Raw genomic sequence first — 16,775 nt, forward strand, 5'->3', positions numbered from 1 at the left:
ATAAAACATGGTTGAACCAATTGTGACAGTGTTATACTCAAATAGATTTTGAAATTATACGTGCATAAGGGGAACCTGCGAATGGCCGAGACTGAACACCGTCCGACCAATTTTATCCGTCAGATTATTGATAAAGACCTGTCTAATGGTCTGCATGACGCTATTAAAACTCGATTCCCGCCGGAACCAAACGGGTTTCTTCACATAGGCCATGCTAAGTCTATCTGCCTAAACTTCGGTATTGCAGAAGACTACACCGGGTCTTGTAACCTTCGCTTTGACGACACTAATCCAGCGAAAGAAGACATTACTTTCGTTAACTCAATCAAAGAAGACGTAACCTGGCTTGGGTTTACGTGGGATGGCGAGGCGCGCTATTCATCAAACTATTTCGATCAACTTCACGCTTATGCGGTTGAACTTATTGAAAAAGGCTTAGCCTATGTAGACTTTTCTGCGCAAGACGTTATGCGTGAAATGCGTGGTACGTTGAAAGAGCCAGGCCAAAATAGTCCTTATCGCGATACAGACGTGGAAACAAACCTTAAAGAGTTCGCCAAAATGACAGCAGGCGACTACAAAGAGGGCGAGTGTAGTTTACGCGCTAAAATAGACATGACATCGCCATTTATGTGTATGCGCGACCCTGTAATCTATCGGGTTAAACACGCTCATCACCACCAAACAGGTGATAAGTGGTGTGTCTATCCGATGTACGATTTTACCCACTGTATCTCTGACGCCATTGAGGGTATAACACACTCTTTGTGTACACTAGAGTTTCAAGATAACCGTCGTCTTTACGACTGGGTAATTGAAAATATTTCTATCGACTGTACGCCCCGTCAATACGAATTTTCTCGTTTGAACTTGGAGTACACGGTATTAAGTAAACGTCGTCTTATTCAACTGGTAGAAGAAAACCACGTAAGTGGTTGGGATGACCCGCGCATGCCTACAATTGCGGGCTTGCGTCGTCGTGGTTACACACCGGGTTCTATTGTTGAGTTTTGTAAACGAATTGGCGTAACTAAAATGGACAATATGGTTGAGATGTCCATGCTAGAAGCCTGCATTCGCGATGACTTAAACGCTAATGCGCCACGTGCTATGGCGGTACTTGACCCAATAAAGCTCGTTATCGAAAACTACGAAGAAGGGAAGACCGAAACACTCGTTGCGCCAAATCACCCTAACGATGAAAGTATGGGTACGCGTAACATTGGCTTTAGTCGTGAGGTTTACATTGAAGCGGAAGATTTCCGTGAGTCGGCTAACAAGAAATTCAAACGCTTAGTGTTAGAAAAAGAAGTACGACTACGCAACGCCTACGTGGTTAAAGCTAATCGGGTCGAGAAAGACGAAGAAGGGAACGTTACCACAGTATATTGTACTTACGACCCTGATACATTAGGTAAAGATCCAGCCGATGGCCGCAAGGTCAAAGGCGTTATTCACTGGGTAGATGCGGCAACCGCACAAGCGGCAGAATTTAGACTTTATGACCGCTTATTTAATGTGCCAAACCCAGCGGCAGAAGAGAACTTTACCGACGCAATTAACCCTGAATCTCTCGAAGTTAAGCAGGGCTGGGCAGAAGCTGGCTTAATTGGACATGTGCCAGAAGTTGGTGCATGGCAATTCGAACGCACGGGCTACTTTTGTGTAGACAAAGACAGTACTGATGCAAAACCGGTGTTTAATCGCACTGTCGGCCTAAGAGACACATGGGCTAAAATAGGCGAATAATCTAGTTATATACGCCACATGTATCGGCTTCATTGTTAAAAAAAACCGCTTAAGCTAGCTTAAGCGGTTTTTATTTTTATATTGGTAGCGCTCGTTTTTAATTTAATAGATATCGTGTATACGCGCTATTTTTTTGGCTGACAATCGAGTGACTGCCCGTTAACTTCGATGCTGTCATTCCCCATTAAGTAAAGATACATAGGCATAATATCTTCAGGCGTTTTTAATGTATCTGGATTTTCTGCCGGAAACGCTTGAGCGCGCATTTGCGTGCGAGTACCACCAGGGTTGATACAATTAAACCTTAGTGTTTTGTTCTGGTACTCATCGGCGAGGGTTTGCATAACGCCTTCTGTCGCAAACTTAGAAACCGCATAGGTTCCCCAAAACGCACGGCCTTTTCGGCCTACACTCGATGTGGTAAAAATCACTGATGCATTCTCGGCTTTCTCTAACGCCGGAATGAGCGCTTGAGTCATGTACACCATACCATTTACGTTAACTTGCATCACGTCTTGCCACTCTTCGGCGTCGATATCTTTAAATGCGCTTAAATGCCCAAGAATGCTTGCATTGTGTAGCACCCCATCTAGACGGCCGAACTGGTCAATAATCGTCTGGGTCATCTGCTGATAGTGAGAGGGGGTAGCACCTTTAATGTCTAAGGGGACAATCGCAGGCTCTTGGCCACCAGCTTCAACAATGTCGTCATAGACGGCTTCAAGTTTTGATACAGTACGGCCTAATAAAATACAAATAGCGCCATGAGCAGCATAAGTTTTCGCGGCTTGTGCACCAATCCCATCGCCGGCACCGGTGACAAGAATCACTTTGTCGCGTAACAAATCTACTGGTGCGTTGTAATCGTTCATCGTATTCCTTTAAAAGGTTAATTTTTCATTCGCGAAAGTCGAAGCTTGTTGCCCTTTAATAAGTTTTAAAGGTCAGTAACGCTTCGCTTTTTAAGTCCCCAGATCATACTCAGCCTGACTCACAAGTAAAACATTGAATGAAAAAACTCTTCAAACGTAAAAAAAGTTAACATTAATAGTTAACAAAACTTTGCAAAGTTGCAACAAAGTCAATAAGATTGAGGAAGATACAACTGGTCTAACATGTTTAAAACTATTAACTACACCTGTAAAGACAGGATAGTGCAGGCTACTTTTATAAGAGTTGAGTTTTAGACGCAGAATAACAACAATGCTTGTAGGGAGTAGAGATGAGAAAACTCGTATTAAGTTCCAGTGTGGCCCTTGCGCTGGGTCTAGCAGGCTGTGGTGGCTCCGATGAAACCCTTTCCGACATTCAGGCCGAAACAGAAGTCCAAACCCCATTTTCGCGGATCCTTTTTGACCCAGCAGCAGGGAACCTCAACATTCCAAACGACCTTCTTATGCTTCCGGGCGATGACGGTTTCTTCGATTACACACTAAATATCCCAGTGGCTGACCCCACAGACTTTGCTGACCCGCAAAATGCGCTTAACGTGTTAGATGGGTGGTCTACTCAGCACCCGTTCGTTATCAACGTTGTAACACCGCCGGGTGCTTCGTTAGACGAAAGCACGCTAGCATCTGGCGTATTGTTGTATGAAGCAACGCTAGGTCTTGACCAAAGTGACCCAGATTGCGCGCAAATCACCACGCCATCCGCGGGCTGTAAACTTGGTGATCAACTTACTTTCGGTGTTGATTATGTATTAAGCCTTGCCGATAGCAACACGATTACTTTTGTTCCTTTAAAACCACTTAAACCTGCTCAGGGTTACATGCTGGTTATGACCACTGATTTAAAAGATTCTTCTGGCAAATCAGTACAGGGCTCGACTACGTGGGACTTGGTAAGGCAAGATATTAATGCCAACCCTTTATCAAGTGATGCACAGCTTCAATTACAAGGTTTAGTTAATTCTTTAGTTAACCCTCTTCTAGGTGCCGGCTTTGCCCGTGAAGATATTACTTATGTGTCTGCTTTTACCACCCAATCTGTTGCTAATTCGCTAGATACGATTAAAAAAGTCATGATTAGTGGATTTGCTCAACTTGCAGCAGGCGGCGATCCTTCTGCGCCTTCAGCACTACCGGCGATTACAGTTGGTGATGCAGCAGTAGCGCCAAATGCAATGGAAGCACTAGGGCTTGTAAACTCTACGGTTGTTGCAGGTGCGGTAGAGCAGGGCAAACAGGGGTTGTCTGAGCAAGTACAGGCAGCCATTGATGCAACTGACTTTAGCGCGTTGGAAACGTGTGCAGGTCTGGCTGGTACAGTTTCTGGCCAATTGTCTGCGCAGTGGGGCGCACTAAACGACTTTGCTGTTGGCGTATCTACGGGTATCTTGGCGCAAGCAGGGCCATTCTGTGCGGCACAGCGCTACGAGGGTAATATTGCACTGCCTTATTTCCTAGGTGTTCCGAGTGCTGAAAACCCATTAGCACCAGTAAATGACTTCTGGAAAGCAGCGTGTGATAGCGGCATTGTGCTAGCAGGCGCACCGCAAGAATTGCTTGCTAATGCTGAGCCAGGTCCAAATGCAGAAATGTGTTCTTCTCTTGGCCTTGCTGACGTTCGCATTAATGGTGAAATGCTAGATAGCGCTAGAAACATTACGAAGTTCAATCCATATCCACAGCCTACCGGCGGTAACATGGGAACGGAGACGCTAGACGTGCAGGTAACGATTCCTGATCCAGCCATTGCTGGTGCACTAGGTTTCCCAATTAGTATGCCAGAAGCAGGATGGCCGGTCGTTATTTTAGCGCATGGCATTACTAGTCAAAAAGAAGATATGCTTGCCATTACGGGTACGCTGTCGCTGGCAGGTATTGCGTCTGTAGCCATTGACCAACCGCTACACGGTAGCCGTGGCTTTGATTTAGATGGCGATGGTACTGACGACCTTAACGCTACAAGCGTAAGCGCCACGCACTATATGAACCTAGCAAGCCTGCCTACGGCGCGGGATAACTTGCGCCAAAGTGTGTCTGATCTTCTTGGCTTACGTTTAGGCTTAAACGCAGTGATTGATAATACAACAACACAAAACGTTAAGTTCGATATGGGTCGTGTTTCAATCATGGGTGTTTCTTTAGGGGCCATTACTGGCGGTAATTTTGCTGCGGTTGCAAATACATCAATGGGCGGTGATTTAGCAGCACTTGATGGTATGTTTGCTGTTAGAGAAGCGTCTCTTGAATCGCCGGGAGGCGGCGTAGCACAATTCTTACTAGAGTCTGCTGCTTTTGGCCCCCTGATCAAAGGGTTACTGCTTTCACAGGCATCAGAAGATTTTGTTGCTCTATTACAGCAGTTGTATGAAACAACTGACGTAAACGAAGAACAACTTGCAGCGGCAGTGGCTATCTTTGAAGAGGCGTTAACAGAAGAACAGGCTGCTGAAGTAAATGCGGTATTTGCTGAGTTTGCTTTTGCTGCTCAAACCGTCATGGATGCGGGTGACCCAACCAACTATGCACAAACGCTTGGTAGTAATACGCCTGTTCACATGATGACGGTAGTAGGTGATGGCAGCGAAGAGAACTTGCCTGACCAAGTAATTCCAGTGTCTACAGCCTTACCACTGTCGGGCCAGTTACCGCTAGCTGCTACTATTGGCCTAGAGCAGGTAACAACGACTCAAGGGCCAGGTACTGACCCAATTAGTGGCTTGGTATTGTTCAATAGTGGGGCTCACGCATCTAGCTTAAGCCCAGCGGCGAGCGCAGCGGTTACTACCGAAATGCAAAAAGAAGTGGCTGGCTACATAGCTTCAGATGCGTTAGCGTTACCTATCTCTGATGAAAGTGTGGTTGCAAACTAAAAGTGCACGTTACTTTGGTAACAAGGTGTAGTTAAAACAACACCATTAAACAATGTTATAGCCGGTTTAAAGTGTTTCTTTAAACCGGCTTTTTTGTATATAAATTATAATGTTGTTTGAAAGTTGCGGGTTGTTAATGTAGTGTTAACAGAGGTCAGATCAGTATAGATCTCTCTGCGTAACACACTCTCTAAAAAACGTGTGAGCAGCATAGAAAAGGGCCTATTCATTCATCATTAGGGAAAACATGCGATGATTAATAAAACCACGTTTACTAGTAAACGGACGCTTATTGCACTTTCTCTCACAGCGCTTCTAAGTGCTTGCGGAGATAACGACAACGATTTTTCAAACATACAACAGCCGGCACCAACGCCCCCAACTTCACCAGCGCCAGCACCTGAGCCTATTCCCGCTTTCTCACCTGACGGAACGTTATCGGCAGACGTAACCTGGACTAAGTACGGTGTGCCTCATGTTACGGCCGATAATTTAGAGAGCATGGCCTACGGTGTTGGCTATGCTTTTGCGCGTGACAATTTATGCGTACTGGCCGATCAAATTCTTAAATATAATTCAGAGCGCGCTAAGTATTTCGGACCGGATGCAGTACCAGGCAGCGGAGACTCAGAGCATCTCATTAATGATTTTGGTTTTATAACTTTAGGTATAAGAGAGCTAGCAGAGGAAAACCTCCCCCGGTTATCTGCAAACTCACGAGCTATGTTTCAGGGCTATACTGCTGGGTACAATCGGTACTTAAACGAAACGCCCGTAGATGAGCAAGATCAAAGCTGTGCAGGTCAGCCTTGGGTTACTGAAATCGACAGTGTAGACCTATTAACCTATTCATTAGGCGTAGCGCTGCTACCTGGTGCCGCTAACTTTTTAGGCCCAATGTTTATCGCAGCGCCTGAAGGGGAAAGTTACTTACCAACCCCAGCTGCATCTTCAACTGAGTCTACGGCGTCCATTAAGATCGCCCCTACCGTTAAGGTGCCCGATCGCAATCCGCAGGAAATGGGCTCAAATGGGTGGGGTTTAGGCAGTGATAAAACAACGAATGGCAAAGGCATGGTATTGGGTAATCCACACTTCCCACATACTGGCAACCTACGTTTTTGGAACTTTCATGCGCAAGTTCCCGGTCATTTAAACGTAACGGGGGGCTCATTAATGGGGTTACCTGGGGCAGTGAACATTGGTTTTAATGAAAACGTCGCGTGGACACATACCTTTTCCACGGCAGAACATTTTGTGGTTTATCAACTAACGCTAGATGAAAACGACGAAGCAGGGCTAACCCATGTTGTCGATGGTAACCGACGTACTATCTACGAAAAGCCAATGCAAATCGACGTGGCTGTGGGCGGTGGACAAACAATAACGCTAGAAAAAACGGCTTATTATACGAATTATGGCCCTATGATAGAGGTGCCAGGTAATTTTGATTGGAGCGACACCAACGCGTTTGCAATAAAAGACGCTAACTTGCCTAACTTTGATATTGTCGACCACTGGCTAGCCATGAACATGGCCACGTCAATGGACGAGTTCAAACAAGCCTTTAAAGACTATGACGGGGTAATATTTAACAATACGATGGCGGCTTCCAGCGACGGCCAGGTATTTTATGTCGATGATTCGACGGTGCCGAATTTAACAGAAACGGCTATTGAACAACTCACCACTAACCCGTTGCTTATTCAGACGAAGGCTGCTGCGGGTTTTACGGTCTTACCCGGAAATATTTCTCAGTTCGACTTCGAGGGGCCTGTACCTTATGAAGAAGCGCCTAAGTACGAAGGAACAGATTCAGTTCAAAATTCAAATGACAGTTACTGGCTGACAAATTTGAATTCACCTATTGTTGTGAGTAATCCGCTTTTTGGTAATGTCGACAATCAGCAAAGCCTGCGTTCACGAATGGGGCAGCAGTTTATTGAAAATGAAGCGGGGAGTGACGGTACCTTTACGCCACAAGAAGTAGAAGGTTTATTGTTTAACAACCGAAGCTACTTGGCTGAAAATATTTTACCTTCTTTATTAGAGGCGTGTGCGAATCAGGGCGATACGCCTGTGAATGTAGACGGTACGGCAGTGGATATCTCTGTATCTTGTGCTGCACTAGAAGACTGGGATGGAACCATGAATCTTACCAGTACCGGCGCTCACGTCTTTAGAGAGTTTGCGTTCCAATTTAACCAAGCGCCACAGTGGGAAACACCGTTCTCATTGGAAATGCCAGTAACCACACCTTCAGGCTTAATGCAAAATGATGTAACGCTTCAGCAATTAGCGCGTGCAACGCAGGTAATTGAAGAAGCAGGTATTGCTTTTGATGCGCCACTTGGCGATGTGCAGTTTGTTGAACGTAGTCTTCCTGATGGAACGGCTTCGGGTGTAAAACTGCCGTGGGCTGGCGCACACAACATTGAAGGCGGCTTTAACGTATTCGATGTTAGTAGCAATAGAAATGGAACGCTGTTGCCTAGACATTCCTACGAGACAATAAACAACAATACGGCAATGAGTGCCCAAGCCGAGGGTTATCACATTAACTACGGCACGAGCTGGGCTATGGTAATCAATTTTACCGATGAAGGCCCGAAAGGCCGTGGTATTTTGACGTATTCTCAGTCTCGAAAATATGGCAGTGATCACTTCTTAGATCAAACTCGCCTCTACTCAACGCAACCAACGCTACGAGATATCTATTTTACGGAAGAAGAGATCGAGGCCAATAAGATTGAGCACGTTACACTATCGTCAGACTAAGGTGAGACTGGTATTATAGCGCAATGAAAACAGCGACTTTGCCATTTATTGGTAAAGTCGCTATTTACGTGTTGGGTAGATAACGTTGCTTACCCGTTTATTTTACTAGGAGTAGAGTTTGGAGTTTTTGTACGAATACGGTTTGTTTGTTGCCAAAGCAGTAACACTCGTCGTTGCTTTTATCGTGGTTGTATCAACCATTGTCGGTGTGGCAAGTAAGCAGAAGCAGGGGAAAGGCCAACTTGAAATCGTGTCTATTTCTGAACAGTTAAAAGACATAACGAATTATGCAAAGCAGGTACTTTTAGATAAGAACGCGCTTAAAAAACTGGCAAAGGAACAAAAGAAAGAAGCTAAGGCAAAAAATAAAGAAAAGGGCGAAGACGCGAACAAGTCCCGCTTATACGTCCTCGACTTTAAAGGCTCGATGGACGCAAACGAAGTTGAACATTTACGTGAAGAAGTTACCGCTATTCTTTGTGTTGCCAATAAAGAGGACGAAGTGTTAGTTCGCCTTGAAAGTGGCGGCGGTGTGGTACACGGGTACGGACTTGCAGCATCACAGCTTCAGCGTATTAAAGAAAAAGGCCTTAAGTTAACTATCGCTGTGGATAAAGTAGCGGCGAGTGGCGGCTATATGATGGCGTGTGTTGCTGATAAATTACTTGCTTCTCAGTTTGCTTATATTGGCAGTATTGGCGTTTTGGCGCAGCTTCCTAACTTCAATAAATTGCTCAAGAAGAATGACATTGAGTTTGAGCAACACACCGCCGGTGAATTTAAACGAACGCTGACGATCTTTGGTGAAAATAACGACGAAGGTCGTGCCAAATTTAAAGAAGAAATTGAAGAAATTCATGTTCTTTTTAAAGACTTTGTTCAAAGTCAACGCCCTGATATGAACATTGACAAAGTCGCTACAGGTGAGTACTGGCCTGGTATCAAAGCTAAGACGCTAGGTTTGGTCGACGAGATAACCACATCAGATGATTATATTCTCTCTCATTATCCAGCACGGGAAATATTTAGCGTTAAATATTCAGTGAAGAAGAACGTCGCTGAAAAGCTAGGTATGTCAGCAGCAAGCGTTGTTGAAAGGGTATTTATGAAATCAATGAGCAAAGCGCGTCACTGGTTTTAACGCAAGCGGTACGTCTGCGCTTTAAGGGCGGGCACTATGCTGTTTTTTTACGGCTTTTGGGGTGCAGACGTAACGTAATTAATTAACCTACATAAAGATAATAAAAAGAATATGGCACGGCATACTAAAAGCGATATTGTAGATGCGGCAGAGTTTCTGTTTTCTCAAAGCGGGTTTACACAAACTTCCATGCGAGATATTACTGCAAGAGCCGGCGTCAATTTAGCGTCGGTTAACTATCACTTTGGCAGTAAGAAAAACCTTATTCAGGCGGTATTTAAGCGCTACTTTGACCATCTAATGCCGCAAGTACAGTCGTGCTTAGCTGAAATTCAGCCTAGTAAGGGGGCAAAAGGGGTAGAGCAGCTGCTGTATTCACTCATTCCCCCAATGTTAGACTTAAACGAATTGTCGCCTCAGGGCACCGCAACCTTTGTAAAACTACTTGGCCGCGGGTATAACGAAACCCAAGGCCATTTGCGTAAGTTTATAATGACTGATTATGGTGATTGTATTAGAACACTTGTGAATGCCATTAGGCAGTGTTTGCCAGACTTGCCTGAAGAGGAGTTATTCTGGCGTCTTCATTTTGCAATGGGGAGCTTTGTATTTTCAATGGCATCAAGTCAGGCATTGACAGAGATAGCCGAGTCGGATTTTCACAAGCACGTCAATATCGAAGAGGTGATAAACCACCTTGTTCCGTTTGTTGCTCAGGGCTTAACAGGCAGGTAATCGATATATAACGGTTTTTTTGCGAAAAAGCCAAGATTACACCTACAGTTTGTATCTGCCTGTAGGTGTAAAACCAATACACCCCGTAAAACGTAATTTTTAACGAGGTAAAGTGGCTCCTGGTACTTCTGCATTAAGCTTTTCTGCCCAAAAATCTTTCACAGAAAAACCTGACTTTGCTGGACCAGATGCTTTTTTCTTACTCGGTGTAGACGAGGCTTTGGCTTCTTTCTTCGTCGTTGTTTGTGACGACATCGAATCTACCATTTCCTGAAGCTGTGCTAAACGTACATTTTTACCACCATCAACACTGTACCAACCACTTTTAGCTTCTATGTTAGGTGCTTTGCCGTGGGCTTTTTTATAAGCGTCAGAAAATGCAGCGATTACCGTGTCTTTGTCTAAGTTTGCCATGCTTTTTTGCTCTTTATTTTGTTAAGATGACGAACGAATAATGACTTACCTGAACACCAGAAATGCGTTAAACGTAAAGGCAACGTTTACAGCGGAAAGCCTAAAGGCGCAGTGCACATATGCAGCGCCTATTTGACAACCAGTATCTCGCGCTTATTTCAGTTAAATAGCAGGTAATTTCATAAACGTTCGCTACATTTTATAGCGTTTTTTAACCTATTTGTCTAACTTTCCACCGGAGGACCCGTGTCTATTAATAACCTTGAGCTGAAAAACTATCTCGATGGCGTTCTAAGGGCGAATGAAATCAGTGACTACTGTCCAAATGGCTTACAGGTAGAGGGCACAGGTAAAATTAAAAAAATTGTTACTGGTGTTACCGCATCTCAAGCGCTTGTTGACGCCGCGATAGACGCTGACGCAGATGCCATTATCGTTCACCACGGTTATTTTTGGAAAGGTGAGTCGCAGACCATCACGGGTATGAAAAAACGCCGATTGTCCGCTTTGCTCACTAACAACATCAACTTATATGCTTACCACCTTCCTTTGGATGTTCATCCTGAATTTGGCAATAATCGCCAGCTGGCGTCTTTGTTAGGTATTCAAGATATTCATGCAGTTAGCCATGTTAAACCGATTGGCGTAGTGATGCAGGGCACGTTAGAAGATGAAACCGACGGTGTAACGTTGCAATCTACGCTTCAGCAAATACTAAAAAGAGATGTGCTATTAGAAGGTCCAACGTCGAAACCCATTACAACACTGGCATGGTGTACCGGCGGTGGTCAGGGTTTTATTGAACAAGCTGTTGAACGTGGTGTCGATGCTTTTATTACCGGAGAAGTATCGGAACAAACGGTCCATACAGCCCGAGAAATGGGAATAACCTTTTTAGCAGCAGGCCATCACGCTACCGAGCGCTACGGTGTTAAATCTCTTGGAGAGCATATTGCTGAACACTTCGACGTAACGGTTGAATTTATCGATATTGATAACCCAGCTTAGCTGTAATTGCACGATATGAAGAACGACCATATATTTGATGGCATCGCAGAAAAGTTCGCAAACAACATTTATGGTACAACGAAGGGCAGGCTTAGGCATACTTTGTTGTGTGATGTACTTGCGCCATATTTAGCCCGGCCGTTAAAAGCCATTGAAATTGGTGGAGGAACGGGCGTGATGACTGCGCATATTGCTGCAATGGGTCATGACGTTGTCCTTACCGATGCATCAAGTGATGTTCTTTCGAAAGCAGCGCCTTTGCTCAACGCCAGCGATAATATACGAATTCGACATCAGTACCTGCAGGAAATAGATGATTTAGCAGCCTATGATTTAGTGGTTTGCCATGCGGTATTAGAGTGGTTAGATGCCCCCTTCGATGCTATCGACTTTATTCATAAGAATATGAAACGTGGCGCACGCCTTAGCCTGAGTTTTTTTAATCAAGACGCAAACCTATTTGCAAATGCGATTTACGGTAATTTCGATTACATTGCTAAGGGCATGAAAGCGAAAAAGCAGGTGAGGCTAAACCCAAAACAACCGCTTGGTGCAATGCGAGTTGTAGACTATTGTGAATCTTTGGGGTTTAAGGTGTTAGACAAAGCAGGGATCCGCTGTTTTCACGACTATATGCGGGATATCAGTCATCAAAATAGTAAGTTTGATGAATTATTAGCGCTTGAACGGCAATACCATAAAATGCCACCCTACCTGTGGTTAGGTAAATACTTCCACCTTATTTTAGAAAAAGGTTAAAGTCTATTGCTACCGCTTAGTATGTTGTCGATAGTGGTATTGGCAATTTCTTCTAGGGCTTCTTCGGTGAAGAAGCCCTGGTGGCCTGTTATCAACACATTAGGAAAAGTGGTTAACCGTTGAAATACGTCATCTTGAATGATTTCTTGGGAATGATCGACAAAGAAGAGTTCAGATTCACGTTCGTATACATCTAGCCCTAAATATCCAATTTTTCTTGATTTTAGGCCCTTTATTATCGCATCGTTATCGACTAAACCCCCTCGGGACGTGTTAATAAGCATGACACCGTCGGGCATTTGGGCAAGGCTACTTTCGTTGATGATGTGATGACTATGTTCATTAAGTGGGCAATGAAGTGTAACTATCGCGCTCATTGCGAATAGTTCGTCAAGAGAGACATAATGCGCTCCCATTTTCTTTACGCTTACGTCTTCTATAGGGTCAAAACAAAGCACGCGACAGCCAAAGCCTAACAATATCCGTATTACGGCCTTGCCAATTCTGCCGGTGCCGATTACACCTACCGTTTTATTATGTAAAGTAAACCCTATCAACCCGGCAAGGTTAAAATTACCCTCTCTCACGCGATTATACGCTTTATGGGTTTTACGGTTTAATGTCAGTATAAGGGCAAGGGTATGCTCGGCAACGGTTTCAGGGCTGTATGCAGGTACACGGCTTACCGAAATGCCTGCTCGGGTAGCAGCATTAACGTCAACGTTGTTAAAGCCTGCACAGCGAAGTGCAATGTGCTCTACGTCGGCGTGCTTAAGTGCGTCAATTGTTTCTGCATTTACGTTATCATTAACAAATACCACGACGTCAGAAAACCCTTTACAACTTGCCGCCGTTGAAGGGTTTAAAGGGTGTTCAAAGAAAGTGGCTTCTATACGGGGGGGCAGCGATTTATTGCGTTCACAAAGTAAGGCAGTGAAAACGTTTTTTTCATACGGGCGGGTGCTGAAAAACACAACTTTTCTGCTACTTTCACTGTCAGTTTCAATTTTGTTCTGGCTCATAACGCTCCCTCGTAGTATTTGATAAACGCAATTTAAAACATACAGTGAAGCTAGATTATTCGCTATTCTTTTCTAATAGTTCTGCGATATCGCTATCGATGGAAGAGGGCTTTATGGTCGGTGCGTAACGTTTTAATACTTTACCTTCTGCGTTTATAAGAAACTTAGTGAAGTTCCATTTTATTCGCTTAGACCCTAACAGGCCGGGTGCTTCGTTTTTTAATGCCTCAAACAACGGGTTGGCGTCTGGGCCGTTAACGTTAGTTTTTTTGAACAGTGGAAAAGACACACCAAAATTAAGCGTGCAAAATTGTGCAATGTCTTCATCACTTCCCGGCTCTTGGTGTCCGAATTGGTCGCAAGGAAAACCTAATATTTCAAAGCCTTTGTCATGATACTTTTTATAGAGCGCTTCAAGCCCCTCATATTGCGGCGTAAAACCGCACTTGCTGGCAGTATTCACTATAAGCAACACCTTCCCTTTGTATTGTTCCAAGGTGGTTTGCTCGCCGGTATTTAGCGTGAGGGAATGCTGATAGAGTTCCAAAGTCATTTTCCTATATTTTTGTTGTTGTTAAGTCTGTTACTCTTAGGTAAACCAAACATCGTTGATTCTATCTAGAGTATATTTTGTATGAGTAATTTGAAAGTGAGTTTTCTGGGTTTAGGGGTTATGGGCTTTCCAATGGCAGGGCATTTAAGCAATGCAGGCTATTCGGTTAATGTTTATAACCGTACCGTACAAAAAGCCTTAGCCTGGGCAACCCAATATCAAAAGGGTGGAGCAAATGTTGCCGTAAGTGAGACGGTAGCCCATGCATGCGAAGCAGCCGATATCGTATTTATGTGCGTTGGCAACGATAACGATGTAAGAGAAGTGGCCACGCAAGCATTACAAGTAATGAAGCCGGGTAGTATACTTGTTGACCACACTACGGCATCTGCCGATATAGCGAGAGAGCTGTACGCTGCGTGTAAGGATAAGAGCGTAGGGTTTCTTGATGCGCCTGTGTCAGGAGGTCAAGCGGGGGCTGAAAACGGCCAGCTCACGATAATGGTAGGGGGCGATGAAGATAAATATAACAAGGTCGAGCCTGTCATGGCTCACTATGCTCGACACAGTCAGCTACTCGGCAAAAGTGGGAGTGGTCAGCTTGCTAAAATGATGAACCAGATTTGTATAGCTGGCATTGTACAGGGCCTCGCCGAAGCCCTACATTTTGGACAAAAAGCGGGGCTGGATTGCAACGCCGTCGTTGATGTAATAAGCAAAGGTGCAGCCCAATCATGGCAAATGGAAAATAGAGCTAGCACCATGTTAAGCAACAGCTTTGATTTCGGCTTTGCAGTAGATTGGATGCGTAAAGATTTGAGTATTGCGCTAGATGAAGCGCGAAAAAACGGTTCTACGCTAGCGCTAACCGCCTTGGTTGATCAGTACTACGCAGATGTACAAAAGCTGGGTGGAGGCCGTTGGGACACGTCGAGCTTACTTACACGGCTGAAATAATTTAAAAGACTACGTCATAGTAAAGGGGCAGCGCTAAAGATATATTTCAGGTGCCCCTTTTTTGTCCTGATGGCTTAACCCCTTATAACCAATAGCTAAAGTGCGTGTTCTTGCGCAAGTAAAACAAGCTGCTCTAAACGGGCCTTGTTTGTCTCGTTTAGCGTCAATGCCGTTACCTTTTCAATAAGCTGCTTGAGCCTATACTTTCGGTATACGCCAATATCAGCCTCAATCATGCACTGAAGTAAATTCAGGCCAAAAGCGGCAGTTTTCGGCGAAAGTTGAAAGGCGTCATAAAAGTGTTTCATGGCTTTACTAAATAGCCCTTCAATAAAAAGCTGTGTACCGGTTTCATTAATCGAAACGGCTTGCTGGTGATTAAGACCTAAGCTTTCCCCGCCGGAAAAGATGAGCTCATCGTTCATCACTTGCTCTGATACTGCTTGTAGCTCAGCATTCTTTTGCTTTGCCATTAATAACAGTTCACCCGCCTTACGTTCATCACCCAAGCCGTGATGCACTTTAGCAGCAATAACCAAAACAGACGGTTCAGTACGCAAATAATTATCGACATAGTCACCTTCAAGCAGGTGTATGGCTTTTTCTACATCGCCGTCAAGGACTGCGGAGAACGCTAAAAGGTAATCCCGTTTTTGCAAGGCTTGCGGGTCTCCTTGGCTTCTTCCTGCAATACCCACCAATTTTCGCGCTTGAGATAAACTTTCTGAACGATTTGTTTCAGGCGATTCTTCTGCAAGGAAAAGATAGAATTCCGCAAGTTCAAAGGTAAAGTCATTAAACCTGTCTTTTGCACTGCGGTGCATAGCGCGTTTCCTTTGTAGCAGATCTATGGCTTCAACAACCTTGTCCTGCTTTTGAAATGCTATTGTTTTCATCTTTGCTGCGGGTAAACTTAACTCGCTAAAGTTGATTTCATCTAAATACTTTTCAACTTGATCATAAGCGTTTTGCTCAAATGAAATGGACGCCAACCATTCGAATGCTTTATCTCGAGCAAGGCTTGAGTTAACCATATCGCCTAAATGATCTTTGCATTCGGGCCACTGTCCAGACGCATACTGACATTTGACTTTACCCCATTGGGCCCATAAAACTTTGTCTGAACGGGTCAATACATCATCGTAAATACTAAGCGCACGGCGGATTTCTCCGCTTTCAAAAAGAAGTCGGGCGTAAAGCTTTCTTATATCACCAACTAAACGCGGCGGTATGCCATCTTTAATTTTGGCGCGAACAATACTGACTGCGCGTTCTACTTGTTTGTTGTCTAATGCATGCAGTACGTTTTTTACAAAGTCGCGATATGAGAGGTAATGATTGACTTGGCGTGTTAACGACGCAATGGTGTATGGCTTTATTAGTAATACGTCTGGTTGTAAATCCATGACCCGACCAATGGTCTGGGGAGAGCGGTCAGAGGTAAGAAAAATAATGCCGGTACTGGGTCTAATAAAACCCGATTCCCGTAAAATTTGAACCCATTCAACGCCCGATTTTCCTTCGCCTAAATGATAGTCCATTAGCAGTAATTCGAAGTTTTGTTTCTTGAGGGCGGCTTTTAGCTCTACGCCTGATGCAAAACTGCTCACTGATAAATTTGCGATAGACATTAAATGCCCTCGAAGCGCAGTTCGAGCGGTCGCATTGTCCTCTACAATCGCTATTCTAAATTCCACGGTAACCTGACGGGTTATTGTAAAGTAACTAGATTATCAGCAGCAGAATAAAAGTGCATTATTAATAAGGCTAAGATTCCCCCCCAATCGTGCGCACAATTCCCTACCTGACTCATCTCGTCACAAAATATTTACGTTATAG

General features: G+C 44.4%; 13 protein-coding genes. 8 read left to right on the plus strand and 5 right to left on the minus strand.

The window, feature by feature from the left end; genetic code table 11:
• The first annotated feature begins 81 nt into the window (after positions 1–81).
• On the plus strand, positions 82–1,749 hold the full coding sequence (glnS, locus tag MADE_RS09680) for a glutamine--tRNA ligase (protein ID WP_012518380.1): 1,668 nt from the start codon (positions 82–84) through the stop codon (positions 1,747–1,749).
• Between the two features lie 125 nt (positions 1,750–1,874).
• Here glnS and MADE_RS09685 read toward each other — a convergent pair whose 3' ends face one another.
• Positions 1,875–2,621 (minus strand): YciK family oxidoreductase, encoded by a 747-nt coding sequence (locus MADE_RS09685; RefSeq protein WP_012518381.1) that lies wholly within the window; start codon positions 2,619–2,621, stop codon positions 1,875–1,877.
• Between the two features lie 350 nt (positions 2,622–2,971).
• Between MADE_RS09685 and MADE_RS09690 the strand changes: the two genes are divergently transcribed.
• From MADE_RS09690 to MADE_RS09705, 4 genes are all read left to right on the plus strand, one after another.
• Complete coding sequence (locus MADE_RS09690; RefSeq protein ID WP_023559704.1) at positions 2,972–5,569, plus strand: VolA/Pla-1 family phospholipase; 2,598 nt, start codon at positions 2,972–2,974, stop codon at positions 5,567–5,569.
• 252 nt (positions 5,570–5,821) lie between these two features.
• The gene (locus MADE_RS09695; protein ID WP_012518383.1) at positions 5,822–8,347 is read left to right on the plus strand and encodes an acylase; all 2,526 of its coding nucleotides are present in this window, start codon (positions 5,822–5,824) and stop codon (positions 8,345–8,347) included.
• Positions 8,348–8,465: 118 nt separating this feature from the next.
• Positions 8,466–9,488, plus strand: coding sequence for a protease SohB (sohB, locus tag MADE_RS09700; RefSeq protein ID WP_012518384.1), 1,023 nt, complete (start codon positions 8,466–8,468; stop codon positions 9,486–9,488).
• 111 nt (positions 9,489–9,599) lie between these two features.
• Positions 9,600–10,223, plus strand: coding sequence for a TetR/AcrR family transcriptional regulator (locus MADE_RS09705; RefSeq protein ID WP_012518385.1), 624 nt, complete (start codon positions 9,600–9,602; stop codon positions 10,221–10,223).
• Positions 10,224–10,322: 99 nt separating this feature from the next.
• On the opposite strand, the gene MADE_RS09710 is transcribed toward MADE_RS09705, so the two are convergent.
• Positions 10,323–10,637, minus strand: coding sequence for a hypothetical protein (locus MADE_RS09710; RefSeq protein ID WP_012518386.1), 315 nt, complete (start codon positions 10,635–10,637; stop codon positions 10,323–10,325).
• A 246-nt stretch (positions 10,638–10,883) separates the two neighbouring features.
• On the opposite strand from MADE_RS09710, the gene MADE_RS09715 reads away from it, so the two are divergent.
• Complete coding sequence (locus MADE_RS09715; protein WP_012518387.1) at positions 10,884–11,645, plus strand: Nif3-like dinuclear metal center hexameric protein; 762 nt, start codon at positions 10,884–10,886, stop codon at positions 11,643–11,645.
• A 15-nt stretch (positions 11,646–11,660) separates the two neighbouring features.
• Complete coding sequence (locus MADE_RS09720) at positions 11,661–12,404, plus strand: methyltransferase (RefSeq protein ID WP_012518388.1); 744 nt, start codon at positions 11,661–11,663, stop codon at positions 12,402–12,404.
• Here the strand turns inward: MADE_RS09720 and MADE_RS09725 are convergent.
• Both MADE_RS09725 and MADE_RS09730 read right to left on the minus strand, forming a co-directional pair.
• Positions 12,401–13,426, minus strand: coding sequence for a 2-hydroxyacid dehydrogenase (locus tag MADE_RS09725; RefSeq protein WP_012518389.1), 1,026 nt, complete (start codon positions 13,424–13,426; stop codon positions 12,401–12,403). The two genes, MADE_RS09720 and MADE_RS09725, sit on opposite strands and share 4 nt — an antisense overlap.
• 55 nt (positions 13,427–13,481) lie before the next feature.
• Complete coding sequence (locus tag MADE_RS09730; protein WP_012518390.1) at positions 13,482–13,973, minus strand: glutathione peroxidase; 492 nt, start codon at positions 13,971–13,973, stop codon at positions 13,482–13,484.
• An 87-nt stretch (positions 13,974–14,060) separates the two neighbouring features.
• Between MADE_RS09730 and MADE_RS09735 the strand changes: the two genes are divergently transcribed.
• Positions 14,061–14,936, plus strand: a complete 876-nt coding sequence (locus MADE_RS09735) for an NAD(P)-dependent oxidoreductase (protein ID WP_012518391.1) — start codon at positions 14,061–14,063, stop codon at positions 14,934–14,936.
• Positions 14,937–15,031: 95 nt separating this feature from the next.
• Here the strand turns inward: MADE_RS09735 and MADE_RS09740 are convergent, their stop codons facing one another.
• Positions 15,032–16,567, minus strand: coding sequence for a response regulator (locus MADE_RS09740; RefSeq protein ID WP_023559705.1), 1,536 nt, complete (start codon positions 16,565–16,567; stop codon positions 15,032–15,034).
• Positions 16,568–16,775 lie beyond the last annotated feature (208 nt).

Origin of the sequence: Alteromonas mediterranea DE, from assembly GCF_000020585.3 — a bacterium.
Classification (GTDB): domain Bacteria; phylum Pseudomonadota; class Gammaproteobacteria; order Enterobacterales; family Alteromonadaceae; genus Alteromonas; species Alteromonas mediterranea.

Coding starts and splice junctions, on each gene's coding strand:
- MADE_RS09695 (WP_012518383.1), top strand. CDS start 5,822: ATGATTAATAAAACCACGTTTACTAGTAAACGGACGCTTATTGCACTT.
- MADE_RS09740 (WP_023559705.1), bottom strand. CDS start 16,567: ATGTCTATCGCAAATTTATCAGTGAGCAGTTTTGCATCAGGCGTAGAG.
- MADE_RS09725 (WP_012518389.1), bottom strand. CDS start 13,426: ATGAGCCAGAACAAAATTGAAACTGACAGTGAAAGTAGCAGAAAAGTT.
- MADE_RS09735 (WP_012518391.1), top strand. CDS start 14,061: ATGAGTAATTTGAAAGTGAGTTTTCTGGGTTTAGGGGTTATGGGCTTT.
- MADE_RS09720 (WP_012518388.1), top strand. CDS start 11,661: ATGAAGAACGACCATATATTTGATGGCATCGCAGAAAAGTTCGCAAAC.
- MADE_RS09705 (WP_012518385.1), top strand. CDS start 9,600: ATGGCACGGCATACTAAAAGCGATATTGTAGATGCGGCAGAGTTTCTG.
- MADE_RS09685 (WP_012518381.1), bottom strand. CDS start 2,621: ATGAACGATTACAACGCACCAGTAGATTTGTTACGCGACAAAGTGATT.
- MADE_RS09690 (WP_023559704.1), top strand. CDS start 2,972: ATGAGAAAACTCGTATTAAGTTCCAGTGTGGCCCTTGCGCTGGGTCTA.
- glnS (WP_012518380.1), top strand. CDS start 82: ATGGCCGAGACTGAACACCGTCCGACCAATTTTATCCGTCAGATTATT.
- MADE_RS09710 (WP_012518386.1), bottom strand. CDS start 10,637: ATGGCAAACTTAGACAAAGACACGGTAATCGCTGCATTTTCTGACGCT.